Genomic DNA, 24,843 nt, shown 5'->3' with positions numbered 1-24,843 from the left:
GCTGCTGGGCAAGATCAATCCGTGGCCTGCCGGGCTGCCGTGGCTCTCGCGCTTACGACCGCGAAGCCTAAATCGCAAGTGCCAACGATAACAAGGGGCGATAGCGCTCCAAGGGAAAAGTTCATGAAGCCTACGTTCAAGCTTTGCGCTGTCGCCAAGGATGAGGGGCCTTACCTGGCGGAGTGGGTTTTTCACCACCTTCATTTCGGCTTCGACGCGATTCACGTTTATATCAATCGCACCTCTGACGCCTCGGCCGCCGTGCTGGAGCGAATCCGTGGCACCTATCCGCAGGTCAGCTACGAGTTCATCGACTGGGTCGATCTCTGCGACCCGGGTGTCGGCGCCAAGCTGCAGACCATCGCCTATGCCAAGGAGCTGGATCGCTCGCGCCAGGAAGGGGTCGGCTGGCTGCTGTTCCTGGATGTCGATGAGTTCTGGGTGCCCAACGACTTTGCCACGCCCGTCGATCGTTTCGTGGCCGCCATCACCGGCGACGGGCAGCCGCAACCAATCTGCCATCTATGGCACTGCGAACTGGGCCAGCGCGCCCCGTTCACGCCGCTTCAGCGTGGCGCGGGGTACGAGCTCTCCTCCCATTTGAAGACCCTGTTTCCGCTCGACGGCATCGATATCAGGCACGTGCGAGTCCACCACCCCATCTTCGGCGCACAGGTGACACCGCTGGATGCCGATGGCGCGCCGATGATCTTCGATGAGCAGCAGTCGGAGCTGGCAGCCCAGAGCGTAATGAAGCCGAAAAGCGCTTATATCATCCATCGGATGTATCGCTCGGAGGCGGAGTACCTGTCGCTGTCGTTGAGAGGCCGCCCCTCCCAGAGAAGCCTGCTGAAAATGAATCGCCCCGGCTATCGTTCTCATCGCAACGTGACCGTGCACCGTCGCTTCTTCTGGCCCGAGGAGGAGTTCCGGGCCTACGACCGTGATCGAGAACGCTTTCTGTCGGAGCTCGATATCGAAACGCTCATCGCGGCCGACAAGCTGGCCATTCTGGAGCGGGCCGAACGGGCGACGGTATTGATCAAGGAAAAGCTCGATACCCCGGAGCGGGACAAGGCGGTGGCGTTCCTGAGGGGGACTCGGCATGAAGTGGTCGTGGTCCCGCATGAGGATAAAGCGGCGAGTGAGCCCTCGCCCGCAAGCGTGACACGACGGGACCATTCAGTGCCCGGTCGAGAGGCCCCGAGGACGCGATCCTGGCTGTCGATCCTGGCCGGATGGTTCGGGCTTTCGAGGCGACATCGAATGCCCTGAGGTCGAGTCGGCGGCAGGTCGCTCACCCTTTGCCCACAAGCGAGGTTGCGGGGCCGGCTTTTGTCGCTGTCATTGAGGGGATCGAGCCATGGTGCGCTAAGATGGCGCTTTTGCGTCGCGTCGATGACAACGGAGGCACTGGCCTCCATCAGGGCGCGCGTTCCGTGGCTAGAGATTGGTGATGAAAAAGCTACTCGTGACGGGCGGTTGTGGTTACATCGGTTCGCATATGGTCGCTAGCCTGCAGCGTGCCGGGCACGATGTCGTGGTGCTGGACGATCTTTCCAGCGGCTGGCGGGAGAGCAGTGGCGGGGCGACGACCTGCATCGGCGATGTTGGCGACCGGGCGCTGCTGGATGAGCTGTTTCGCCAGCACGCGTTCGATGGCGTGCTCCATTTCGCCTCGCTGATCGAGGTCGGCGAGTCGGTCAGCAATCCGGCGATCTACTATCGTACCAATGTCGCCAAGACCTTGACCCTGCTCGAGGCGATGATCGAGCACGGTGTCGGGGCGCTGGTGTTTTCCTCGACGGCGGCGGTCTTCGGCGAGCCCTGCCGGCCGCTGATCGACGAGTCCCATCCCACCCAGCCGCTCAACCCCTATGGCGCCAGCAAGTTGATGATCGAACGTGTGCTGGCGGATTTCGAGCCGGCACATGGCCTGCGTTCGGTATCGCTGCGCTACTTCAATGCGGCGGGTGCGAGCCCGGATGGTGCGATCGGCGAGCGCCACGACCCCGAGACCCACCTGGTGCCGTTGGCGCTGCAGACGGCAATGGGCGTGCGGCCGGCGCTGAAGGTGTTCGGCCGCGACTATCCGACCGGGGATGGCACCTGTATCCGCGACTACGTCCATGTCTGCGATCTCGCCGACGCCCATTTGCTGGCCCTGGAGTACCTGTTCGAGGGCAAGCCGACGGCGCGATTCAACCTGGGCAGTGGCACCGGGTTCAGCGTTCAGGAAGTCCTCGATAGCGTCGAGCGGGTGACCGGCCGCCGCGTGCCGTTCACCGATGCGCCGCGCCGGGCGGGCGACCCGGCAAGACTGGTGGCCGATGCCGGCGCGGCGAAGACGACTCTGGGATGGCGCCCCCGCTACGCGGATCTCGATACGATCGTCCAGCACGCCTGGGCCTGGGAGCAGAAACGCGCCTTGCTGTGAGCGTCACGCCGCCACGGTTCAGAATCTGCCAGCCGGCCCCGGCTGGATAGTGGCGGCTATTTCGCCCCCGGTCTCCTTTCGCTGGTCGTTGCCTTGCCTTGCCGTCGCTCGCCGATATGTCGCACTGAGCTCAAGCGATTCTGATGCCGGATTTCAGCTCCAGGGCCGGGCGACGAAAACGTGCTTTTGCTCAGAGGGGAGCGCAAGAGTAGTATGGGAATTTATGCAATCAATAAGTTGCTTTTCTGTTTTTAAGCAGCTTATATGATGCTTTCTGCGAGGTGAGACAATAGGGGGTCGAGGTATGAATCGAAAGCCCGTGTTGGAACAGATCCTTCAGCGACGGCGAAAGCTTCGACTGACCCAGCAGGACATGCAGTCGCGTATTGGCATGACGCGTCAGCAGTACCAGCGCCTGGAGCGCGATGGCAACCCGCGTCTGGACACGCTCTCGCTGGTCGCGGAGGGTCTCAATGCCGAGCTGATGCTGATCCCGCGGGAGAAACGCCTAGCCGTGCAGCGCCTATTGAAAGAGGCCGACCATGAGGCTAACCCGCCGGCGGACGAGAACCCCTGGTACGGATTGTTGGACGAGGAGTCATGATGGCGTCCGAATCGGTTTCAGTGTTGCGAGTCAGCCTGTCATCGAGGCCCGTGGGTTATCTGGCGGGATACCGGGGGGGACGCAACGTCATGGTTTTCGACGAATCGTTCCGCGGCGATCCGGATCGACCGACGTTGACGCTGTCATCTCACCCTGCTTCTCCGAGAGCGGCCCACGTGCTGGGCTCGCCCTGGATACGCCAGCAGCGACTACACCCTTGGCTGTCGAACCTCCTGCCGGAAGGCGCTCTCAGGGAGTGGCTGGCACAGGGTTTGAAGGTTCATCCCGATAATGAATTTCCCCTGCTTGCACAGCTGGGTCACGATCTCCCCGGTGCCATCGAGGCCGAGCCCGTCCAGCCTGACGAGGTTCCTGAACACGTGCTGGTGCATCGCACGAGCATCACGCCCGTCGTGAGGTCTCTCGCGCCTGCGCGCGGATTTTCGCTGGCTGGTGTGCAGATGAAGTTTTCCATGCGCGAACGTGAGGGGAGGTTTCACTTCGGGCATGAAGATGCGCTGGGAAACTGGATCGTCAAGACCCCATCGACTCGCCACCGGGGCGTGCCCGCCAACGAGTTTACCGCGATGACGCTGGCCCAGGCGGCCGGCGTCGACATTCCCGAAATCAGAATGGTGAATCTTTCCGCACTGGAGGGGTTGCCCGACATCGCGCTGCCACAGGAACCTTGGGCCTATGCCATCAGACGCTACGACAGGGATGGCGAGGCACGCGTGCATGCGGAAGACATGGCGCAGGTGCTGTTCCAGTATCCGCACGAGAAGTACAGCGGTGCCAATTATGAGCAGGTGGGCAAGTTGTTGCGCGACTATACCCAGGATGGGCTGGCGGCGGTGCAGCAGTTCGCCCGACGGCTGCTGGTGAACGTGTTGCTTGCCAATGGCGATGCGCATTTGAAGAACTGGAGCTTGCTGTATCCGGATCGTATCAACCCCGTGCTGTCTCCCGCCTATGACATCGTGTTCACCCGGGCCTGGATCGCGGATGAGCAGGAGATGGCGCTCAATCTCCATGGCAACAAGCGCTGGTACCGCATCGGCTGGGCCGATTTCGAGGCCTGGGCGCGCGCGATTGGCACACCCTGGCCGGCCATCCGTGTGGTGCTGGAAGACACGCTGGGTCGTGCGCGCGAGCGTTGGCCCGATTTGCTGGCGCAGAGCCCGATGTTGCCCGAGCAGAAGGCCCAGTTGCGCCGCCATTGGCGAGAGCTGCAGCCGGAGTGGCGTATCGGTTAGATGACGATTTTGAACGTCACCGAAACCTAGGCCATGCCTGAAAAGTACTGCGCTTGCCTATACGGCGTTAAAAATCGGCTGGTGCGCCAGCCCGGTCAAGATACTCATTTACACCCCGTAAACTGGTGCGCCAGCCCGGTCCGTCTTCGCCGATTTTTGCCTTGTCTGGCCTTCGCTCGTCGACTTTTCAGACAAAGCCTGGCAGTCGACCGTTGGCCGCAAGGTCGCGCTCGTTCAGAACGACATCGTCACTCCCGTGGCCAGAGCCGGATCAGGACCTTGCCCGAGGCCTGGGCGTCCTTGGCGATGGTGAACGCCTCGACGGCGTCGTCGGCTTGCCTCTCGTGGGTGATGACCCGGTCGAAACGCGCGTCGCTGGCGAGCAGGGCGATGGCGTCGTCGACCTCGTCGTTGAACCGGAAGCAGCCCCGCAACTGGATCTCCTTCGAGATCAGCAGCGCCAGCTCCAGCGGTTGCGGGCCGGCACCCATCATCCCGATCTGCGCGATCACCCCGGCGCGGCGTACCGCCCGGATGGCGGTGTCGATCGACGCCGGCGCGCCGGAACACTCCAGCGCGACATCGAAGGACTCAGGCTCCGGCGTCTGCTCGCCGACCCGCAGCGTGTGATGCACTCCCAGCGCTCGCGCCCGCTCCAGCGGCCCCTCGTGGAGGTCGGTCGCGGTCACCTCGCGTGCCCCCTTGGCCAGCGCCGCGGCCGCGACCAGCAGCCCGATCGGCCCGGCGCCGCAGACCAGCACGCGCTTGCCCTCGACCCCGCCGGCCACGTTGATGCCGTGCAGGGCCACCGCCAGCGGTTCGGCCAGCGCGGCTCGCCTGAGCGGCAGGCCCGCCGGCAGTAACCGGATCATCTCCCGTTTCATCACCAGGTATTCGCTCATGCCACCCTGGGTGTGCGGGGTGGTGGAGGCGGAACCCAGGTAGCCGCCGTTTGGCCACAGGTGCGGTTGCCCTTCGAGTCCCGGCCGGCACTCGCCGAAGGTGGCGGGATGGAAGGTGACCGGCGTACCCGGCGCCAGCCCCCCCGAGGGATCGAGATCGACGGTGCCCGACAGTTCATGGCCGGGTATCAGCGGTTCGCGCACCACGAACGCCCCGTTGGCGCCGTCATGGTAGTAGTGCAGGTCCGAACCGCAGATCCCGCCCCAGGCGATGCGCACGCGCACCTCGTCTTGGCGTGGCTGGGGCGTTTCCCACTCCTGACTGCGCAGGTCCTGCTTTCCATGGATGACCAGGGCTTTCATGACGCTACCTCCATCGATGCTTCAGACCAATGTACCAGCCGCTCAGTCTCTATTCGCGACCAAAGGCGTGCTTACGACCCCAGAATACCACTGTACATTCTGCTGAACGACGTTCAGCTCATTGGACGATAGTGGGGCTTTGGAGAGGCGGACGGTTCATGAACGAGGGCAAGCTGCGGGTAGCGGTCGCGACACCGCTGAGCGAGGAACTGTGCGAATGGATCGAGGCCCGCGAGCCTCGCCTCGCGCTGATGCGGGATCAGTCGCTACTGCCGCCGATGCGCCATCCGGCGGACTTTGGCGGCGATCCTGCCTTCCGGCGTACCCCGGAGCAGGAAGCCCGCTTCGATGCGCTGCTCGCCGATGCCGAGGTGCTCTACGGCATACCCGATGTCGATCCAGCCCGGTTGGCCCGTGTCGTCGAGGCCAACCTGGCGCTGCGCTGGGTGCACGTCATGGCGGCTGGCGGCGGCGGCCAGGTGAAGGCAGCGAATCTGTCCACCGAGCAGTTGGCGCGGGTGCGCTTTACCACGTCCGCCGGGGTCCACGGCGGGCCACTGGCGGAGTACGCCGTGTTCGGGGTGATGGCCGGCGCCAAGCAACTGCCGCGGATTCTTGACCAGCAGCGTGCCCACCACTGGAGCGGACGCTGGATGATGGGGCAGGTCAGTGAACAGCGCGTGCTGCTGCTGGGGCTGGGCGGTATCGGTCGCGAGGTGGCACGCAAGCTGTCGCTGCTCGGCGCGCACGTGATGGGCGTCTCGCGCCACCAGCGCCCAGTCGAGCATGTCGACGAGATCATCTCCCCCGACCGGTTGCACGAGGCGGCGGCCCGTGCCGACGCGATTGTGAGTTCGCTGCCCGGCACGGCTGCCACGCTGGGCATGGTGGACGATGCCATGCTGGCGGCGATGAAGCCCGGCGCGACTCTCGTCAACGTGGGGCGCGGCACGGTGATCGACGAACCGGCGCTGATCCGCGCGCTGGAGCGCGGCCAGGTGGGGCTGGCAGTGCTCGACGTCACCGCCGTGGAGCCGCTGGCGTCCGATTCGCCGCTGTGGGATCTGCCCAATGTCCTGCTGACGCCGCATACCGCGGCGCTGAGCGAGGCGGAGGACCGCCTCATCGCCGAGCTGTTCGTCGACAACGCGCGTCGCTATCTCGATGGTGAGCCGCTGCTCAACCGTGTCGATACCGTGGAATTCTACTGATGGCGGGCGAGGGCGAGCGAACGCCGGCGGTGAGCCGGGCGATTCGGGTGCTGGCGCTGCTGGAGAAGTCCGGCGGCAACCCGCAGGGCGTCAGCGAGATGGCGCGCCAGCTCTCGGTCGCCCGTTCGTCGCTGTTCAATATCTGCCTGACGCTGGAAGCGGACGGGCTGATCGCCCGTAGCGGCAATGGCTACCGGTTGGGACGGCGGCTGGTGGAGCTGGGCGGCGCCTATCTCCGCACTGATGACCCGGTCCAGGCGTTCTACCAGGCCTGCAACGAAACCCCGCTGCTGCATGACGAGATCTGCCAACTGGCGGTGCTCGACGGGACCGAGGTGCTTTACCTTGCCGCCCACGCCGGACGCATGCCACTTCGCATGACCGCCAGTATCGGCAGTCGCTTTCCCGCCTCGATCACGGCGGTGGGCAACGCGCTGCTGGCGAGACTCGACGACGACGAGATTCGCCGCCGCTTTCACGATCCCTCCACGCGTCCCGGCTGGACCGACCGCTCCGTGACCGATCTCGAGGGCCTGGTGGAGAAGATCCGCGCGGTGCGCGGCCGTGGCTACGGTCGCGACGTGGGCGAGGTTTTCCCGGGCGTGCGCGGGCTGGCGGTGACGGTCGCGCCCCAGTACAGCGGCGAGCAGGCCTACGCCCTGGGGACGTCGCTGATGCAGGAGCGCTGCGACGACGACATCGAGATGCGGGCGGTGGAAGCGCTCCAGGCAATGGCGGAGCGTATTGCCAATCCCATGAACCTTGCCGCCGATGGCGGCGGTCGCGACTAGGAGAACGATGCCATGGCGACGTTCGAGGAGAGTTCCGGATCCGATGCCGATCCTGGCGCCGGCAGCCGGTGCCGGGTGGGCATGATCGGGCTTGGCAGCATGGGCATGCCGATGGCCCGCAACCTGCTGGCAGCGGGCGTCGCCGCCCGGGTCAGCGTTCACGGCCGCTCGCGGGAGCGGACCCGGCCGGCCCTGGATGCCGGCGCCGAATGGTGCGACAGCCCTCGGGAGCTGGCGGCCGCCAGCGACGTGATCATCACCGTGCTACCCGATCTGCCGCAGCTGCGGGCGTTGCTCGAAGGCGAGGAGGGCCTGCTGGCGGGGCTCTCCGGGCCGCTGCTGCTGGTGATCTGCTCGACCTCCTCGCCGGCTGGCGTCCGCGAGCTGGCCGCCGAACTCGAGTCGCGCACCGGTGGCCGGATCCGGCTGCTCGATGTGCCGCTCTCCGGCGGTGCCGATGGTGCCGAGGCGGGCACGCTCTCGGTCATGGTCGGGGGCGACGAAGCTGCCTTCGCGGTGGCCCGGCCACTACTGGCGACTTTCGGCACGCCGACGCTGTTGGGTCCGCTGGGGGCCGGCGAAGTGGCCAAGGCGTGTAACCAGATGGTGGTCGCTTCGACCATGGTGGCGCTGGCGGAGGCCACGGTGATCGCCGAGCGCGCCGGGCTCGATCTGGCCAAACTGCTCGACTGCCTCGGGGGCGGCTATGCCGGTGGACGCTTTCTGGCGTCGCGACGCCAGCGCCTGATCGACAAGGATTACACCCCATCCGGCTTGGCCCGCTACATGATCAAGGATCTCGGCTTCGCGACCGACGAGGCGGCGCGGGGTGGGGTGGTGGCGCCCCAGCTGACCACCCTGGCGGCGCTCTACGAGGATCTGGGCCGGCGCGGCTTCGGCGACCAGGATATTACCGTGACACAGCGCTATATCGCCGAGCTCGATCGTCTACCCGATGGCGGGCAGTAGCGATGACAGGCTGACCCGAGAGGGCGGGAGGCAACCATGACGACGGTTCGAACTTTCTGGCGTGGGATCGAGTGGGCCATCGCCGCGCTGATGGCGGCAATGATGATCCTGGTGTTCGTCAACGTGGTGTTGCGCTACGGGTTCGCTTCCGGGCTGCGCCCCGGCATCGAGCTGTCTCGGCTGGGGTTCGTCTGGATCGTCATGCTGGGGGCGTCGCTCTGCCTGAAAGAGGGCGAGCACCTGGCGGTCGGCGAGCTGTTCGACCGCCTGCCGCGCCCCGTACGCCTAGTCGTGGGTCGGCTGCTGTGGCTGGTGATCCTGATCGCCTCGCTCATGCTGCTGATCGGTTGCTGGCGCCAGACGCTGGCCAACTGGCACAACATCTCGCCGCTCACCGGCCTGCCCACGGGGCTCTTCTATCTCGCTGGCGTCGTCTCCGGCGCGCTGATGAGCGTGACCGCGACGCTCGGGCTGCTACGCCCGGGGTACTCGGAGGCGCCCGGCGTCGGGACTGCCGGTGTGATAGCGCCTGGTATCGAGGATGCGCCAAGCGCGATGTCGAGCGAAGCGTCGCCGCGCAGCCGTGACGAGGAGACCAGGCCATGACCCTTGCACTGTTTCTGGCGGTGCTGATCGGCGCCATCCTGCTGCGCCTGCCGGTGGCCTTTGCCCTGTTGGCGGCGGCAGGGGCGCTGATGCTGCAGATGGGCATGTTCAGCGCCGACATCGTCTCCCAGTCGCTGGTCAATGGCGTCGACAACTTCGCCTTGCTGGCCATTCCGTTCTTCATGGTGGCCGGCGAAGTGATGGCCGTGGGCGGTCTGTCGGATCGTATCGTGCGCCTGGCGATGGCGCTGGTGGGGCACTGGCGCGGCGGGCTGGGCTACGTGGCCATCATTACCTCGCTGCTGCTGGCCGGGCTTTCCGGCTCGGCGGTGGCGGACGCAGCGGCGCTGGTCAGCATCCTGTACCCGATGATGCGCAAGAGCGGCTATCCCGCCTCCCGCTCGGTGGGGCTACTCGCCGCCGGCGGCATCATCGCGCCGGTGATTCCGCCCTCGCTGCCGCTGATCATCCTCGGGGTGGCGGGCAATCTGTCCATCGCCAAGCTGTTCATCGGCGGGATCGTGCCGGGGCTCTTCATGGGCCTGGCACTGATGATCACCTGGCGTTTCATGATGCGTAAATCGGACCTCGAGCCGCAACCGAAGGCCTCCCGTGGCGAGCGGCTGAAGGCGCTGCGCGACAGTGTCTGGGCGCTGCTGCTGCCGGTGATCATCATCGTCGGTATTCGTTTCGGGGTCTTCACGCCCACCGAGGCGGCGGTGGTGGCGGCGGTCTATGCCATTGCCGTCTCCGCCGTGGTCTATCGCGAGCTGGACGCGCGCAAGTTGCTGGCCGTGCTGATCCGCGCCGGGCGCTCGACTGCCCTGGTGATGTTCCTGGTTGGCGCGGCGATGGTCGCTTCCTGGGTGATCACCATCGCCCAGTTGCCTCAGCAGCTCGCCGGTCTGCTGGGGCCGCTGGCGGACGATCCGAAGCTGCTGATGGCGGCGATCATGGTGGTGGTGCTGCTGGTGGGCATGGTGATGGATCTGGCGCCCGCCATCCTGATACTGGTGCCGCTGTTCATGCCGTTGGTGAAAGCGGCGGGCATCGATCCGATCTACTTCGGCTTGATGTTCGTCATCAACTGCTGCATCGGATTGATCACGCCGCCGGTGGGCACGGTGCTCAACGTGGTGTGCGGCGTGGGTAACACGACCATGACCAACGCCGTTCGCGGCGTCTATCCCTTCGTTCTGGTCTATATCGGTCTGCTGGCGCTGTTCGTGCTGGTGCCTCAGATCATCACGGTGCCGATGCATTGGCTGATCGGCTAGCGCCTGAAGGCGTGAAAGCGCACAACAAGGCAAGGAGAGGTGTCATGAACAAGATCATCAAGGCAACCACCGCCACGCTGTTCGGGCTAGCGCTCGTGTCAAGTTCCGCCATGGCCGCGACGACGCTGCGTTTCGCGCATCCGGCGCCGCAGAGCGATCTGCAGCAGACCCTGGCGGAGAAGTTCAAGGAGGAGGTGGAGAGCGCCAGCAATGGCGAGCTGAAGGTGCAGATTTTTCCCAACGGCCAGTTGGGCAACGACTCGCAGATGATCGACGGTACGCGCTCGGGCATCATCGACATCACGCTTTCGGGACTCAACAACTTCACCGGGCTGGTGCCCGAGGCTGCCGCCTTCACGTTGCCATTCATGTTCTCCGACCATCAGGCCGCCTTCAACGCCCTCGATGGCGAACCGGGGGATCGGGTCATGAGCGAGCTCGAGAGCGCCGGCCTCAAGGGCCTGGCGTTTCCCGAGAACGGTTTCCGAGAGATGACCAACAACCGGGGGCCGATCCGCGAGCCCGGGGATCTGGAAGGGCTGCGCATGCGGGTCAACAACTCCATCGTGCTCAACAACATGTTCGAGCTGCTGGGCGCCAACCCGCAGCAGATCCAGGTCAATGAACTCTATACCGCCATGGAGACCGGGGTAGTCGACGCCCAGGACCACCCGCTGGGTATCGTGGTGTCGTTCAACTTCGACGAGGTGCAGAAGTATCTGTCGATGACCAATCACGCCTATGCGGCGCTGCTGCTGGCGATGAACAAGAATCGCTTCGACAGCCTGACGCCCGAGCAGCAGCAGATCGTGCAGAAGGCCGCCGACGACGCCACCGCGATGCAGCGGCAGATGAACATCGATCAGGCCGAGCAGATGATCTCGCAACTCGAGGCCGATGGCATGGAGGTCAATCGCGACGTCGACACCGAGGCGTTCCAGAAAGCGGTGCAGCCAGTCTGGCAGGGCTTCATCGATGAATACGGCGAGGACCTGATCGACAGCATTCAACAGGCGGCGGGGCAACAGCAGGGTTGAAACCCCATCCGCCTCGCGATCATCTCGCCCTGGGTCTTGACTATCGCCCGACACGCAAACGGCCTTGTCACCCGTCAGGTGGTGAGGCCGTATTCGGGGTGCCGGCGATCGCCCGGTTCACGCGCCATCTTGAAGCCGCAAGGCGGCGGAAACTCGATCGCCGCGCAGCCGATTGCTGAATCCGACCGTGTACGATATCCTGATCATGTTCAATATTATGTACAGGATAGGTCAAATGGATGCCATCAGCTATACAGCCGCCAGAACCAACCTGGCAAAAACCATGGAGCAGGTCTGCGAGGACCACTCGCCGGTCATCATAACCCGAAGCAAGTCGCAGTCCGTCGTCATGATCTCTCTTGAAGACTATGAGGCGTTGCAAGAAACCGCTTATCTCCTGCGCGCACCTAAGAACGCCCGTCGCCTATTGGAATCCGTCGCCGAGCTGGAGCACGGCGGCGGCCAGGAAAGGGAACTTCTCGAATGAAACTCATCTTCTCCGAGAATGCCTGGGAAGATTATCTGTACTGGCAGAAAACCGACAAGAAGCTCGTTACCCGAATCAATAAATTAATCCAGGAGACGAAACGAGAGCCATTCGAGGGTGTTGGCAAACCGGAACCCCTTAAACACAGTCTCGCTGGTTATTGGTCTCGCCGAATCAACGACGAGCACCGCATGGTCTACAAGGTCATGGAGGACGCCTTGCTTCTCGCCCAGCTCCGATACCATTACTGACGGCTTGTTCACACTACCCACACCGCCGCGATGGAGCCGGTTTTCCGTGAGGCTAGTGTGAACAGGGCCTGGCTAGCTGGCCCGCGCCTTCCACTCCGTTTCCAGCACGTCGAGGGTCTGGTCGATCTGTTCGCGGGTATGGTCGCAGTTGAGGAAGAACCGCAGCCTCGCGCTCTTCTCGGGTACCGCCGGGTGCAGGATCGGCTGCACGTTGATGTCGTGCTGGAGCAGGGCATCGGACAGGCCGGCGGCGAGCACGGAGCTGCCGACGATGATCGGCACCACGGCGACGCCGATGCTCTCGCCGATGTCGAAGCCCTTGAGCCTGGCCTGCTCGAGGAAGTAGCGCGAGATGTCGTGCAGCCGTTTCAATCGTTCGGGTTCGTCCTTCATCACCTGGAGCGCGGCGAGGGATGGCCCGGCGACCTGGGCAGGCATGCCGACGCTGTAGAGGAAACCCGGCGCGAAGTAGCGCAGCATCTCCACCAGCTCCCGGCAGCCGGCGATGTAGCCTCCGCAGCCGGAGAGCGTCTTGGAGAGCGTGCCCATCCAGATGTCGACATCGGTGGGCGCCACGTCACAGTACTCTCGCAGCCCCAGCCCCCGGTCGCCCATCACCGCGAAGGAGTGGGCCTCGTCCACCATCAGCCAAGCCTGGTGGCGGCGCTTGATCTCGACGAAGCGCTTCAGGTCCGGGGCGTCGCCATCCATGCTGTAGAGCCCTTCGATCACCACGATCACGCGTTCGAACTGGCGGCGATGACGTGCCAGCAGGGTCTCGAGCGCCACCGGGTCGTTGTGCGCGAAGCTCATCCGCCGCGCGCCGGAAAGCTGCGCGCCGACCACGGTGCTGTTGTGGATGTACTCGTCGTGGAGGAGAAGATCCTTGGGCCCGAGCAGGTAGCCCAGGGTCGAGACGTTGGTGGCGTGGCCGCTGACGAAGGCCACGGCGGCCTCGACTTCGTAGGTTTCGGCGATCGCCCGCTCCAGTTCATGGTGGATCGGGCGCTCGCCGGAGACCGGGCGGCTGGCCGAGACCGAGCTGCCGTAGCGCTCCAGGGCGTCGATACCTGCCTGGATCACCCGGGGATGGTGCGCCAGCCCCAGGTAGTTGTAGCTGGCGAAATTGATGCACTCCCGCCCGCCGATCACCGTGGTAGCGCCGGCGGTGCTTTCGTGGACCTTGAAGAATGGGTCGGGGATACCCAGCCGCTTGCCGCCCTCGCGCATCATCTTGAGCTGCTGGTAGCCCGGGTGGCGGTCGAAGCGGGTGAAGCGCTCGTCGACGCTGGTGGCGGCGGGCCTGGGAGCGGTGTCCCCCTCCGGCCGCTGCTGGCGGCGCTGGCGCGCTTCCTGCAGCAGTCGCTGCTTGAGGGCGTCGCGGGGCTGGCTCATGATCGGCCCCCGTCGGCTTCGCCATCGCCCCGGGAACCGTCACCGTTCTGCAACGCGTCGACCCCGTGCTGGGCGGCAAGGCCGCTGAGCGCGTCCTCGTCGCTGTCGGTCTCGGTACCGTCGCCACGCAGCTTGAGCATCAGGTAGTCGCAGAGCTTGGCCAGCGTGCCGGCCTCGCTGAGCACCATCACCGGCACCTGGATGCCCAGGCGGGCTTCCAGGGCGGTGACGAGTTCGACACCCATCAGCGAGTCGAACCCCATGTCGTAGACGGATTTGTGGATATCGATCTTCTCCTCGTCGATCAGCAGGATCTTGGCGAGCTCCTTGCTGAGGACTTCGATCAGGGTCGTGTGGAGCGCTTCCGGTGATAGGCTGGCCAGCAGTTGTTGCAGGTCATCGTCGCCTTCCTGACTGCCGTCGTCCTCGGCAGTACGGGCGATTTCCCGATAGCGTGGCGCTTCCGCCGTGGGCAGGAAACGCGCCAGTGCTCGCCAGTCGAGTTCCAACACGCCGAGCGAGGCCACGTCGGCCACCAGCATCCGCTCGAGCACGGCCAGCGCGTCGCTGGAGGTCAACGCCTGGCCGCCGAGGCGTTCCTGCAGGCTGTCGCGGGTCTGGGTATTGCGCGCCAGGAAGCCGACATCCTCGATCGCGCCCCAGCGCACCACCGTCGCCGGTCGCCCATTGGCGCGGCGGTTGGCGGTGAAGGCCTCCAGCCAGTGGTTGGCGGCCACGTAGCTGGCCTGGCCGGGATTGCCGAACAGGGTGGTGGCCGAGGAGTAGACGACGAAGAAGTCGAGCGCATCGTTCGCGGTCAGCGAGTCCAGGTGACGGGCGCCCTCGAGCTTCGGCGCCATCGCCTGGCGGATGCGCGATTCGTCGAGGTTACGGATCAGGCCGTCGTCGATGACGGTGGCGGCATGGACGATGCCGAAGATCGGGCCGAGGTCCTGCCGGGCTTCGTCCAGCACTGCCTCGAGCGCCGCGACATCGGTCACGTCGCAGGCGCGAGCGGCGACCGTCACGCCGAGCGCTTCCAGCCGCTCGATGCCGGCCTTGGCCTCCTCGGTGACCGCACCGCGACGGCTCAGCAGCAGCAGCCGGCGCGCGCCCTTGGCGGCCAGCCACTCGGCGGTGGCGAGGCCGAAGCCGCCGAGCCCGCCGGTCACCACGTAGCTACCCGCCGCGTCCAGGGTCAACGGAATGTCCCTGGCGGGCGCGGGCGCCATGGTTGGCGGCCGTTCGTAGGTAACGACGACCTTGCCGATCTGGCGCGCCTGCTGCATGTAGCGGAAGGCCTCGACCACGCGATCGCTGCCGAACGCGATATAGGGCAGCGGCGCGAGCGTGCCGTCGGCGAACAGGGTCATCATCTCGCTGAACAGCTCGCCGGTGAGGTCGGGCAGTTCGCTCATGAGCTGGTCGGAATCGACCCCGAAGTAGCTCAGGTTGTTGCGGAACGGGCGCAGGCCGACCTTGGTGTTCTCGTAGAAGTCGCGCTTGCCGAGCTCGATGAAGCGGCCGAACGGCTTGAGTACCCGCAGGTTCTGGTTGATCGCCTCGCCGGCAAGCGAGTTGAGTACCACGTCGACACCGTCGATGCCGAGGCGCTGCCCGTTGCTGCCATCGTCCGAGGCCTGACGTTCGGCCGCGTTGTCATGGAGGATCTCCTCGGCGAAGGTCAGGCTGCGCGAGTCGTAGATGCGGTCGACGCCCATCAAGCGCAGGAAGTCCTGCTTCTCCGGCGAGCCGACGGTGGCGTAGATCTCCGCTCCCAGCCAGCGCCCGACCTGAATCGCGGCCAGGCCGACGCCGCCGGCGGCGCCGTGGATCAGCAGCCGCTCGCCGGGCTGCACGCGGGCCAGGTGCTTGAGCGAGTAGTAGACGGTGAAGAAGGTGGTCGGGATCGTTGCCGCGGCGGCGTAGCCGATCTCGGCGGGAATCGGTGCCACCGCGTTGACGTCGGCGATCAGCCGGTCGCTGAAGCTCGCCGGGCCGAAGCCGACCACGGCATCGCCCGGACGCAGCGAGCCGCTCGGGTCGCCGACGCTGACGACTTCCCCGGCGAACTCCAGGCCCAGCGTCGGTCCGGCGAAGCCGTTCTCGATCGCTTCGTCGGAGAGCAGGCCGAGCGCATACATGACGTCGCGGAAGTTGAGGCCGGTGGCCTTGACCGCGATCTCGACCTGGCCGGGTTGCGGCGCGGGAAGGGCATGGGGCTGCCAGCGCAGATGACGCAGTTGCCCCGGCAGCTCGAAGCCCAGGCTGACGGCGCGGTCGTGCTCGGGCTGCGTCTCGCCGGTGCCGGTACCCGGTGCCGGCGCCAGGCCGAGGCGGGGGACCCAGCGCTGGCCGTCGGCATCGAGCACGATCTCGGTTTCCGCATCCGGCACGCTCAGTTCCAACAGCAGCGCATCCAGCAGTTCGCTCGACAGCGAGTCGCGGCTCGACAGCGGCAGGTCGAGCAGCCGGACCTGGCGGCTACCGGCCTCGTTCTGCAGCGACCGGCCGAAGCCCCAAAGCGCTGCGTCTTCGGGCAGCTTGGATCGTTGCGCTGCCTCTTCGGGCAGCTTGGATCGTTGCGCCGCGTCTTCGGGCAGCTTGGACTGCCCGGAAGCGTCAGACCGCGAAGCCGGGTCGGTAGCGGCCCCGGACAGTGTAGAGAAATGCGCGCCCACGCCGAGCGTGAGCCACCACAGCGCGGCATCGCATTCCGCCGACTCCAGCATCTGAAGCCATTGGGCGGCCAGCACGCAGCGATCCTCGGCCGCGCTGGCCAGGCCGCGCAGGTCGACGATCTGGGTCGGTGTGAAGGACTCCAGCGCCAGCGGCAGCAGTTCCCGGGGGGGCAGCTCGCTGCCGGCCAGGTGATGGACGGCCTGGCCCAGGGTCTCGAAACGGCTGACCAGTCTTGAAGCCAGCCACTGGGCACCGTCGTCGCTGATCACCAGCCACTGTTGGTCATCGTGAGTCGAGTCGTCGCGATCGCTGCCGGACGCCGCCGCTGCAGCGGAGGGCAACGGAGCCTGGGCGGTCAGCAACTGCAGGCCGCCCTGGTCGTTCTCCAGCGCATGGCGCTCGAGCTGACGATAGCCCAGCGTTTCCAGGCGCTGGCGGGTCGTCTCGAGATCGGCGGGGCGCGAATCGGTCGCCACCGCCAGTGACAGGAACGACTGCCAGTCGGTGTCACCCAGCGCCAGCAGCGCGATCTGGGCGTCGTCCGCCAGTTGCCCCGGCAACCACTGCAGCAGCGCGTCGATCTCGTCCTGGGTACCGTCCAGCGTGACCAGCGCGACATTGGCACCGATTGCGGGGATAGCGGCGTCAACCGTCAGCAGATCGACCCGTGGGTCGTGCTCCGCCAGCGATTCGGCGTCATTCAGCGCGCTGTCGCGCAGGGCGACGAAGCGGTACTCGGCGCGGTCGCCGCTCAATCCGCTCATCAGCCGCTCGCCGAGCTGCGGGCGCAGCGCCGAGGCTTCGAGCATCACCAGCCGCTGGTGGGGCGGCAGCAGTTCGAGCGACATGGCGTACTGGGACAGCCAGGTGTCGGCCAGGGCGTGCCAACCGCGTTCGCCGACGGCCGTCTGGACCAGCCGCGTCAGGCGGGGGGCATCCAGACCCAGCGAGGTGACGTCGAGACGCGCTTCGAGCCAGTCCGTCAGGTGCAGGCCGAAGCGACCGATGCTGTGGGTCAGCGCGGCATAGTCCGGGTAGTCCCGGATCAACAGATTCCAGACCGTGGCCGCGTCGATCTCCGGCGATTCCTGCAACTGCCAACCGGCCGGGGTTTCGGTCACGATGCCGGTGGCAAGCGCCAGTTCGACCAGCGCCTGGCGACGCTGGCGGACCTCGCTCGCGCCGGCATCGAAATGGCCCGCCAGCAGTTGCCCATCGCTGTCGGCGTGGCCGCGCAATGCCTCGTCGAGAAACGCCGAGACCAGGGTTTCCAGCAGCGGTTCGACCTCGTCGCCATAGCGGCTGTCGGTAACGCTGCGATAATTGTCGACCAGCTGTGCCAGCGCCAGCTCGGCGGTGGTCTCGTCCAGCGGCAGCAAGGCGGCTTCGCGGGGGGCTGGCACCAGGCGGTGGTCGAGATAGCTGAGTCGATGCTGCACCGCGTGGCGCAGGCGGGCGGCCTTGAAACGGGCGCCCTCGACCACGGCAACGGCATTGCCGGTGGCATCGAACAGGGCCACGTCGGCGCACAGCGAATGCGGTGCGCGGCTGGTCAGGCGTACTTCCATCCAGGCCGGCGGCGCGGCATCGACCTGCAGCTGCAGCCGTTCGAGGCGCACCGGCACGAAGGCCAGACCGCCCGCCTTGGCGAGCTCGTCGGCCAGCAGCGGGATGAACAGCTGGAAGGCGCTGTCGAGAATGCCCGGGGCCAGCAGGCAGTCGCGCTGGTCCTCGGCGATGGCGGCGGGCAGATCGATGCGACCCAACGCCCGGTCGTCCTCGACCCAGACTTCGCTGATCGCCTGAAAGCCCGGTCCGTACTCGAGCCCGACGTGAGCGGCCATCGCCAGATGCTGATCGCGAGTGAAGTCCGCCGGCCGGTCGGGCAGCGGCGAGCCACGTCGCGTCAGCAGCAGGCCGCGGGTCTGTGCGGTGATCCGGGCGCGGGCATTGAGTGTCCAGGCGTCCTCGCTGGCCGGCTCGCGACTCTTCATGGTCAGGGTGCCGTCGGCATCCTGGATCTCCAACTGCAGCTTCTTGCCGTGAGTGGCGTCTAGCAGCAGCGGACCGAGAATTTCCAGCGCCTCGATATCGAGCACCGGCGAGGCCTTGGCCGCCGCCGCAGCGGCGAGTGCCAGTTCGGCAAAGCCCGCCCCCGGGAAGACGGTGGCGTCGCCGACGCGGTGATCGGCCAGCCAGGGCAGGCGGCGGGTATCGAGCTGGCTCTCCCACGCCATCCCCTGGCGTGCCAGGCGATAACCCAGCAGCGGGTGTTCGTAGTGGCGCCCCATCAGGCCCTGGGAGTCGCCGGTGGTCTTGACCCAGTACCGCTCGCGCTGCCATGGATAACGCGGCAGGTCGACGAAGCGGCCGGTCACCGGGAACCACGCCTCGGCGGAGACCGCACCGCTGACCAGCAACGCGGCGAGGCTGGCTTCCATGGCGGTGGCGTCGTCGTGATCGCGACTCAGCGTGCCGATGACGCTGCCGGTGACCGACTGTGCGGAGAGGGCGTCGCTCAGGTAGCGGCGCAGGATCGGCTGGGCACCGATCTCGACGAAGGCGCGCGCGCCCGCTTCGATCAAGGCATCGACCGCCGGCGCGAACTGCACCGGTTCGCGGATGTTGAGCCACCAGTACTCGGCGCCCAGTTCACGGCCGTCCAGTGACTTGCCGGCCACGGTCGAGATGAACGGTATCCGGGCGGCGGAGGGCTTCAGGTGCGAGAGGGCGTCGATGACCTCATCGCGGATCGGGTCCATGGCCGGGCTGTGGAAGGCGTAGTCCAGCGCCAGGCGCTTGGCGAAGATCCGCTCGGCGGAAAGTGCTGCCTCCAGGCGTTCCAGCGCCGCCGCGGGGCCGGCCAGGGTGACACCCTTGGGACCGTTGACGCCGGCGATGACGATCTCCGCGTGAGCCGGGTCGTCCAGCCAGCGCTGCATGGCTTCGGCGCCGAGGCCGACGGCGGTCATTTCACCGCTGCCACGGGTGCGGCCCTGACCGGCACTGCGGTAGTAGATGACGCTGACGGCGTCGGCCAGGCTGAGCGCCCCGCAGGCCCAGGCCGCGGCGACTTCACCCACGCTGTGGCCGGTGACGGCGGCGGGGCGCACGCCCTCGGATTCGAGCAGCCGGGTCACGCCGACCTGCAGCGCGAACAACGCGGGCTGGGCGATCTCGGTGAGGGCCAGGCGATCGACCCCTTCCGCGGCTGCCTGCTGGTTGGTGCCATCGAGTTCGGCCCGCAGCGAGAAGTCGGCGTGGTTCGCGAACAGGGCGTCGACCTCGTCGACGGCGGCGGCGAAGACCGGGGACTCCTGCAGCAGGGTACGACCCATCGCCGTCCACTGGCAGCCATTGCCGTCGTAGACGAACACCGGGCCGTAGCCGGTGTCGACGCGCTCGCCGAGGGCGGCGCCGGGCACGCTTTCGGCGGCGGCCAGGGCGTCCAGGCGGGTGATCGCGTCGGCGGCGTTGTCGCTCAGCAGCACCGCGGCGTGATGATGCCGCTCGCGGCGGAAGACGAGGCTGTAGGCGGTGTCATAGAGCGTGACGTCGCCAGCCGTGAGGTTGTCGCTGAGGCGCGCGGCGAACTCGCGCAGCGCTTCCGGGCTACGAGCGCTCAGGCAGAGCGGGAGTCGCCGCGCGGGCGTCTCGACGCGCTCGGCCGGAGGCGCTTCCGGTGGCGACTGCAGGATGACGTGGGCGTTGGCGCCACCGAAACCGAAGGAGTTGATGCCGATGGTGAGTTGGCCCTCGGCCTTCAGCTTGCGCGGCTGGTCGACGATGTCGAGGTTCCAGCCCTTCAGGTCGATGCGCGGATTGACCTTGCGGATGCCGATGGTGGCGGGCACCTCGCGTTCACGCAGCACATAGAGCGCCTTGGCCAGCCCGGCGATACCGGAGGCGGTTTCCAGGTGGCCGAGGTTGCTCTTGACCGAGCCGATCGGCAGCGGCGTCTGGCGCAACTGACCGATCGCCGCGCCGATGGCGCGGGTCTCCAGCGGATCGCCGACGGCGGTACCGGTGCCGTGCGCCTCGAGATAGTCGAGGTCGTCCGGGGTGAGGCCGGCCCGATCCAGGGTCTGGGTCATCAGCGCGACCTGGGCGTCGGGGTTGGGCACCGTCAGGCCCTTCTTGAAGCCGTCGGTGTTGACGCCACTGCCGGCGACGACGGCCAGGATGCGGTCACCATCCTCGACCGCCTTGTCGTAATCCTTGAGCAGGAAGACCCCGCCGCCCTCGGAGCGCACGTAACCGTCGCCGGATTCGTCGAACACCTGGCAGCGTCCGGTGGGCGAGAGCATGCTCGCCTTGGAGAAGATGATGAAGCCGAACGGGTGCAGGTGGAGGCTGATGCCGCCGGCCAGCGCGATATCGGTCTCGCCGCTACGGATCGACTGGCACGCCTGGTGGAAGGCGACCAGCGAGGAGGAGCAGGCGGTATCCATCGACATGCTCGGGCCATGCAGGTCGAACACGTAGGAGATGCGGTTCGAGGCGATGCTCGAGGTATTGCCGGTCGCCGTCGAGGTATCGATGACCGACATGTCGTCGGCCATGCGATAGGAGTAGTCGAGGCTGGCGATGCCGAGGAACACGCCGCATTGGCTGCCGCGCAGTATCTGCGGCGGGATGCCGGCGTCTTCCATGGCTTCCCAGGTCATCTCCAGCAGGAGCCGCTGCTGCGGGTCCATCTGGGCGGCTTCACGCGGCGAGATGCCGAAGAAACCGGCATCGAAGCCGGAGATGTCGCCGAGGCTGCCGGCGGCGAAGGTGTAGCTGGTGCCGGGATGCTGCTTGTCCGGGTGGCGATAGGCTTCCAGGCCCCAACGGTCTTCTGCGACCGTGGTGACGAGGTCTTCGCCGGTCTTGAGCGCTTGCCAGAAACGTTGTGATGTCGGTGCGCTCGGGAACCGGTGAGCCGCGCCGATGATGGCAACGCGTTTGGTCATTGGGACTCCTTGCTTCGTAGCACGGGCTACGCCTTTCTCAATTCGCACCGCGCTTTCCAGCGTGGTCGATAATCCTGTCGTAGATTGTTGTTCCCAGCTTATCGGCTGGGAGCGTCATCCGCACGTTATCCCCCGAACGGGGCGCGGTCCGCCAGATGAAATAGTTCGTGAAACCATCCGGCTCGCCGTGCCGTGCGTAGACTTTCGGCATGATCGGCACGTGATCTCCGTAGAAACCCAGAATCCCGGGTCGTCCGCCCTGGTCGAGAGAGTCCCTGAGTCGCTCCAGCATACTATCGGTGTTGCGTAGATGCCTCAGATAAACCGTCAGCTCTTCGCAACCGTCGGTAACGCCGCCCTCGACCCAGCGTTCGGCGACGGCCGGATCCGCGGTCTCCAGGTGGAGCGGGCCGTGATTCTCCATGCTGATCACGAAAATGAACAGCGGTTTCTCATCGGTCTCCGCCAGCCGCGTGCGCACCCGTTCCGCCAGTGCGAGATCGCCGGTGTACTGGCCGTCGCGCTCGGTGATATCGAAGTCGGCGATATCCACGAAGGTATCGAAGCCCAGGTTGGGGTAGACCCGGTCGCGCAGATAGAAGCTGGCGGGATAAGGGTGGATGCAGACCGTCCGGTAGCCCAGTCGCTTGAGCGCGCCGGCCAGGTTGTTGACCGGCAGCTTCGATAGCTGGTGGTAGGGATTGAAGCGATGGACACCCAACCGGGACGGCGTGAATCCCGTCAGTACCGCGCACTCGGTGCGTACGGTGTTGGCGCCCCAGGCGGGCACGTCGAAACGGCCGGCCTGCAGCGCTTCGGCCATGAGCGCGTCGTAGGTGCCGAGCAGTTCGCGGCGAATGGCCGGGTGCCAGTCGCGGGGGTCGAAGAACGATTCGCTCTGGACCAGCACCACGTTCGGCAGCGTGGCGGGGTCGAGCTCAGCCGGGTCGAGATCGGCCGGCGGGGCGAAGGCGCCATCGTTCTCCTGGCGATCGATGGGCAGCCGGGTCAGGCGGCCGTAGGCCCATAGATAGGGATAGAGACCGAGCCGGACCAGGTCGTCGTTGGGTTCCAGTGTGCAGGCGGGTAGCCGGGGCAACTGCCAGGCCAGCGTGGCCGTGGACGCCGCGACCAGCACCAGCGTGCCCAGCAGCGACCATGGTGCGTCGGCACGGCCATAGAGCGAGGGCTCCAGCCAGAAGCCGATGGCGATGGCAATGGCGCCGGCCAGGCTGGCCGCAACGGTCAGGCCGATGCCGAAGAACGGGATGTAGAGCCGGGGGTGGCGAACCGCATCGACGAAGTACTCGAAGTCCTGGCACAGGAAAGGCTCGCGCAGGGAGGTCGACTTGGTGTTGTTGACCTGGATGACCACCATTTGCAGCGAGGCGGCGATCACCAGCGCGAACCAGGGGCGTTGTACCACCAGCAGCCAGAACGCGAAATGGAGCGTGGCAGTGGCCAGGTGGACGGCCACTGCCGCCGGTGCCCGTTGCCACAGCGGTTGGGGGCGCGGCTTGAGCAGCAGCTCGAACAGGCTGGTGATGAACAGCGAGGCCACCACGGCCCAGAACCCGTTCCAGAATCCATGACTCATCGCTTGGCTCCGTCATGCGGGTCGATGTGGTAGCCGAACCCTTTGACCAGGCGCTGCGATATCGCGGCCGGCAGCACGGCCAGCCACCAGCAACCGAAGTCGAGCGGAAACGGGAAGCTGATCCGAGCGCGATTCCTCTCGATGCCTCGGGTAATGACCCGGGCGGCGCGCTCAGGCTGCCACAGGAACGGCTTGGGGCCGGGCATCTCGTGGCACATCTTCGAGCTGACGTAGCCGGGCATGACGACGGTGACGCCGACGCCGTGAGGTGCCAGCCAGCCGCGAAGCGCCTCCCCGTAGGCTTTCACGCCGGCCTTGCTGGCGCTGTAGCTCGGCGTGACCGGCAGGCCGTGATAGGCGGCGAGCGAACTCATCAGCACCAGCTGGCCGCGGCCCGCCGCCCGCATGCGTTTGCCGAGGAAGTTGCCTATCGCCATCGGGACGCGCAGGTTGATCTCCAGCAGGCGGCTGGCGTCGTCCCACGACTCGCCGCTGCCGTCTTCGCCAATGTTGATGTTGATGCCGGCGTTGACGATGACGATGTCCGGTGGCGTGGGATCGCAGAGAGACTCCAGCCACGCGAACAGCGCCCCGTCTTCGCCCAGGTCGACGCTACTGCATTCGACCTCGGCACCGGCGCCGCGACAGTCGGCGACCAGTGACTCGAGCACCTCGCGCTGGCGACCATGCAGCACCAGCCGGTTGCCGGGCCTGGCATAGCCGGTAGCGAGCGCCTGGCCGATGGCGCCGGTGGCACCGGTAATGACGATTCGGGTCATGATGCGATCTCATCCATGAGTTGTTGCAGCGGAGAGCGCTCTCGCAGCAGCGTGTGCAGGGCGTTCTCCGAGGCTAGCTCGATCCCCGGGCGACAGTAAAACCCGCCGTTGATCTGAACCGTCTGGGCGACGGTTCGCCGATAGGCCCGAAAGAGCTCCGCTTCCGGGGCGGGCGTATTGTGCCAGAAATCGTCCAGCGTGCCTTGATGGGTCAACCCTGCCATGTCGTAGATCGGCGAGGCCAGGGTGTGGGTCGGGCAGCCGAAGCCCAGCGAGACGTTGCCGGCGGTGCTGTTGACCGTGACCAGGCCACTGGCGTGCTTGAGCAGTGCCTCGAGGCTCCCTCCTTCGAGATAGACCAGGCGCTCGGCCAGGTCGTACTCGTGGGAGAGGACCTTGATCAGCCGCGCGTACTGGGCGAGGCCCATGTCTAGCGGGTGGTTCTTGATCACCAGCAGGGCGTCTCGCGGCGCGTGGTAGGCAAAGGACGCGGCGACCTTCCCGATCACCTCCTGCATGTTCTTGTAGTCCGAGTGATAGCGGATCTGGGCATCGCTCTTCAACTGCAGTGGCAGCAGATAGAACGGACGTCCGGAGGCCATCAGCGCGTTGACGCGCTGTTCGTCCCGGCGCTTCAGGTAGGGCATTCGGACCTTGCGCAGCACGAAGCCGGCGTACTCCACTGGGGCGGTCACCAGGGCGTGGTTGCGGTAATGGGGGTGCAGGAACGGGTTGGCGACCCCGGCCAGGTGATAGAGCACGTCGTGACGTGCCCGCATATGGAACTGGTTGGGAAAGGCGTGGGGTCGGCCGGCGCTGGGCAAGCGCTCGCCGGCCTCGCGATACCAGTCGGGATCCCGGGGCAACAGGGAATGCGCATTCACGCCCTCGCGCTCGAGCGTCACCCAGTAGGGCCGAAAGTAGCCTTCCTCGAACACGTGATTGCGAATGCCCCGGCGCCTGGCGGCGAGGATCGCGCGTCGGTGAACGGGGCGACGGTCGCCGAAAACGATCTGGTCGGTGATCTCGTGTCGGTCCCAGATGCCGGAAAGATATTCGGGAATGTCCTTGGCCTGGCCGCGATAGGCGTAGGTGTTCTTCTGACGCCAGTAGACGCTGTCGCCGACGGTGAAGTTGACCTTGACGACCGAGTGTCCGGCGTCCCGCAATCGCGCGCCGAGCCGGTCGAAAAAAGGTGAGCAGACACCCTGTAACAGAAGAAAGTGTTTGCGCGTCGTGCTCAA

The 24,843-nt window shown here is 66.1% G+C and carries 18 protein-coding genes; 12 read left to right on the top strand and 6 right to left on the bottom strand.

Annotated features, from left to right (window positions below):
- Positions 1-123: 123 nt before the first annotated feature.
- From DOM54_RS12670 to DOM54_RS12655, 4 genes are all read left to right on the top strand, one after another.
- Positions 124-1,275: a glycosyltransferase family 2 protein gene (locus DOM54_RS12670; RefSeq protein ID WP_110716632.1), complete on the top strand. Its 1,152-nt coding sequence runs from the start codon at positions 124-126 to the stop codon at positions 1,273-1,275.
- Between the two features lie 181 nt (positions 1,276-1,456).
- On the top strand, positions 1,457-2,437 hold the full coding sequence (galE, locus tag DOM54_RS12665) for a UDP-glucose 4-epimerase GalE (RefSeq protein WP_110716631.1): 981 nt from the start codon (positions 1,457-1,459) through the stop codon (positions 2,435-2,437).
- A gap of 304 nt (positions 2,438-2,741) precedes the next feature.
- Complete coding sequence (locus DOM54_RS12660) at positions 2,742-3,041, top strand: helix-turn-helix domain-containing protein (RefSeq protein WP_110716630.1); 300 nt, start codon at positions 2,742-2,744, stop codon at positions 3,039-3,041.
- On the top strand, positions 3,038-4,297 hold the full coding sequence (locus DOM54_RS12655) for a type II toxin-antitoxin system HipA family toxin (protein ID WP_110716629.1): 1,260 nt from the start codon (positions 3,038-3,040) through the stop codon (positions 4,295-4,297). Before DOM54_RS12660 ends, DOM54_RS12655 begins: the two co-directional genes overlap by 4 nt.
- A gap of 248 nt (positions 4,298-4,545) precedes the next feature.
- Here the strand turns inward: DOM54_RS12655 and DOM54_RS12650 are convergent, their stop codons facing one another.
- Positions 4,546-5,562, bottom strand: coding sequence for an L-idonate 5-dehydrogenase (locus tag DOM54_RS12650; protein WP_110716628.1), 1,017 nt, complete (start codon positions 5,560-5,562; stop codon positions 4,546-4,548).
- Between the two features lie 158 nt (positions 5,563-5,720).
- On the opposite strand from DOM54_RS12650, the gene DOM54_RS12645 reads away from it, so the two are divergent.
- The 8 genes from DOM54_RS12645 (at position 5,721) to DOM54_RS12610 (ending at position 12,191) form a co-directional block, all read left to right on the top strand.
- Positions 5,721-6,773 (top strand): D-2-hydroxyacid dehydrogenase, encoded by a 1,053-nt coding sequence (locus tag DOM54_RS12645; RefSeq protein WP_110716627.1) that lies wholly within the window; start codon positions 5,721-5,723, stop codon positions 6,771-6,773.
- Complete coding sequence (locus DOM54_RS12640) at positions 6,773-7,564, top strand: IclR family transcriptional regulator (RefSeq protein ID WP_110716626.1); 792 nt, start codon at positions 6,773-6,775, stop codon at positions 7,562-7,564. Before DOM54_RS12645 ends, DOM54_RS12640 begins: the two co-directional genes overlap by 1 nt.
- Before the next feature lie 12 nt (positions 7,565-7,576).
- Positions 7,577-8,533: an NAD(P)-dependent oxidoreductase gene (locus tag DOM54_RS12635; protein ID WP_110716625.1), complete on the top strand. Its 957-nt coding sequence runs from the start codon at positions 7,577-7,579 to the stop codon at positions 8,531-8,533.
- Between the two features lie 36 nt (positions 8,534-8,569).
- A complete protein-coding gene (locus tag DOM54_RS12630) occupies positions 8,570-9,139 on the top strand; it encodes a TRAP transporter small permease (RefSeq protein ID WP_110716624.1) in 570 nt (189 codons plus the stop codon).
- Positions 9,136-10,416: a TRAP transporter large permease gene (locus tag DOM54_RS12625; RefSeq protein ID WP_110600325.1), complete on the top strand. Its 1,281-nt coding sequence runs from the start codon at positions 9,136-9,138 to the stop codon at positions 10,414-10,416. The genes DOM54_RS12630 and DOM54_RS12625 overlap by 4 nt, the downstream gene beginning before the upstream one ends.
- Positions 10,417-10,460: 44 nt before the next feature.
- Positions 10,461-11,453 (top strand): DctP family TRAP transporter solute-binding subunit, encoded by a 993-nt coding sequence (locus tag DOM54_RS12620; protein ID WP_110716623.1) that lies wholly within the window; start codon positions 10,461-10,463, stop codon positions 11,451-11,453.
- A gap of 235 nt (positions 11,454-11,688) precedes the next feature.
- On the top strand, positions 11,689-11,940 hold the full coding sequence (locus tag DOM54_RS12615; protein ID WP_110716696.1) for a type II toxin-antitoxin system Phd/YefM family antitoxin: 252 nt from the start codon (positions 11,689-11,691) through the stop codon (positions 11,938-11,940).
- Complete coding sequence (locus DOM54_RS12610) at positions 11,937-12,191, top strand: Txe/YoeB family addiction module toxin (protein WP_110716622.1); 255 nt, start codon at positions 11,937-11,939, stop codon at positions 12,189-12,191. The genes DOM54_RS12615 and DOM54_RS12610 overlap by 4 nt, the downstream gene beginning before the upstream one ends.
- 72 nt (positions 12,192-12,263) lie before the next feature.
- On the opposite strand, the gene DOM54_RS12605 is transcribed toward DOM54_RS12610, so the two are convergent.
- From DOM54_RS12605 to DOM54_RS12580, 5 genes are read right to left on the bottom strand one after another with little or no spacing between them, the layout of a single operon-like run.
- The gene (locus DOM54_RS12605) at positions 12,264-13,586 is read right to left on the bottom strand and encodes an aminotransferase class I/II-fold pyridoxal phosphate-dependent enzyme (protein ID WP_110716621.1); all 1,323 of its coding nucleotides are present in this window, start codon (positions 13,584-13,586) and stop codon (positions 12,264-12,266) included.
- The gene (locus tag DOM54_RS20430; protein ID WP_240613882.1) at positions 13,583-21,223 is read right to left on the bottom strand and encodes a type I polyketide synthase; all 7,641 of its coding nucleotides are present in this window, start codon (positions 21,221-21,223) and stop codon (positions 13,583-13,585) included. Before DOM54_RS20430 ends, DOM54_RS12605 begins: the two co-directional genes overlap by 4 nt.
- Positions 21,224-21,260: 37 nt before the next feature.
- A complete protein-coding gene (locus tag DOM54_RS12590; RefSeq protein WP_110716620.1) occupies positions 21,261-22,820 on the bottom strand; it encodes an LTA synthase family protein in 1,560 nt (519 codons plus the stop codon).
- On the bottom strand, positions 22,817-23,599 hold the full coding sequence (locus tag DOM54_RS12585) for an SDR family NAD(P)-dependent oxidoreductase (protein WP_110716619.1): 783 nt from the start codon (positions 23,597-23,599) through the stop codon (positions 22,817-22,819). The genes DOM54_RS12590 and DOM54_RS12585 overlap by 4 nt, the downstream gene beginning before the upstream one ends.
- Positions 23,596-24,843 (bottom strand): capsule biosynthesis protein, encoded by a 1,248-nt coding sequence (locus tag DOM54_RS12580; protein ID WP_110716618.1) that lies wholly within the window; start codon positions 24,841-24,843, stop codon positions 23,596-23,598. The genes DOM54_RS12585 and DOM54_RS12580 overlap by 4 nt, the downstream gene beginning before the upstream one ends.

Source organism: Salinicola acroporae, from assembly GCF_003206615.1.
Taxonomy (GTDB): Bacteria; Pseudomonadota; Gammaproteobacteria; order Pseudomonadales; family Halomonadaceae; genus Salinicola; species Salinicola acroporae.
This window is presented reverse-complemented; position numbering and strand designations above follow the sequence as displayed.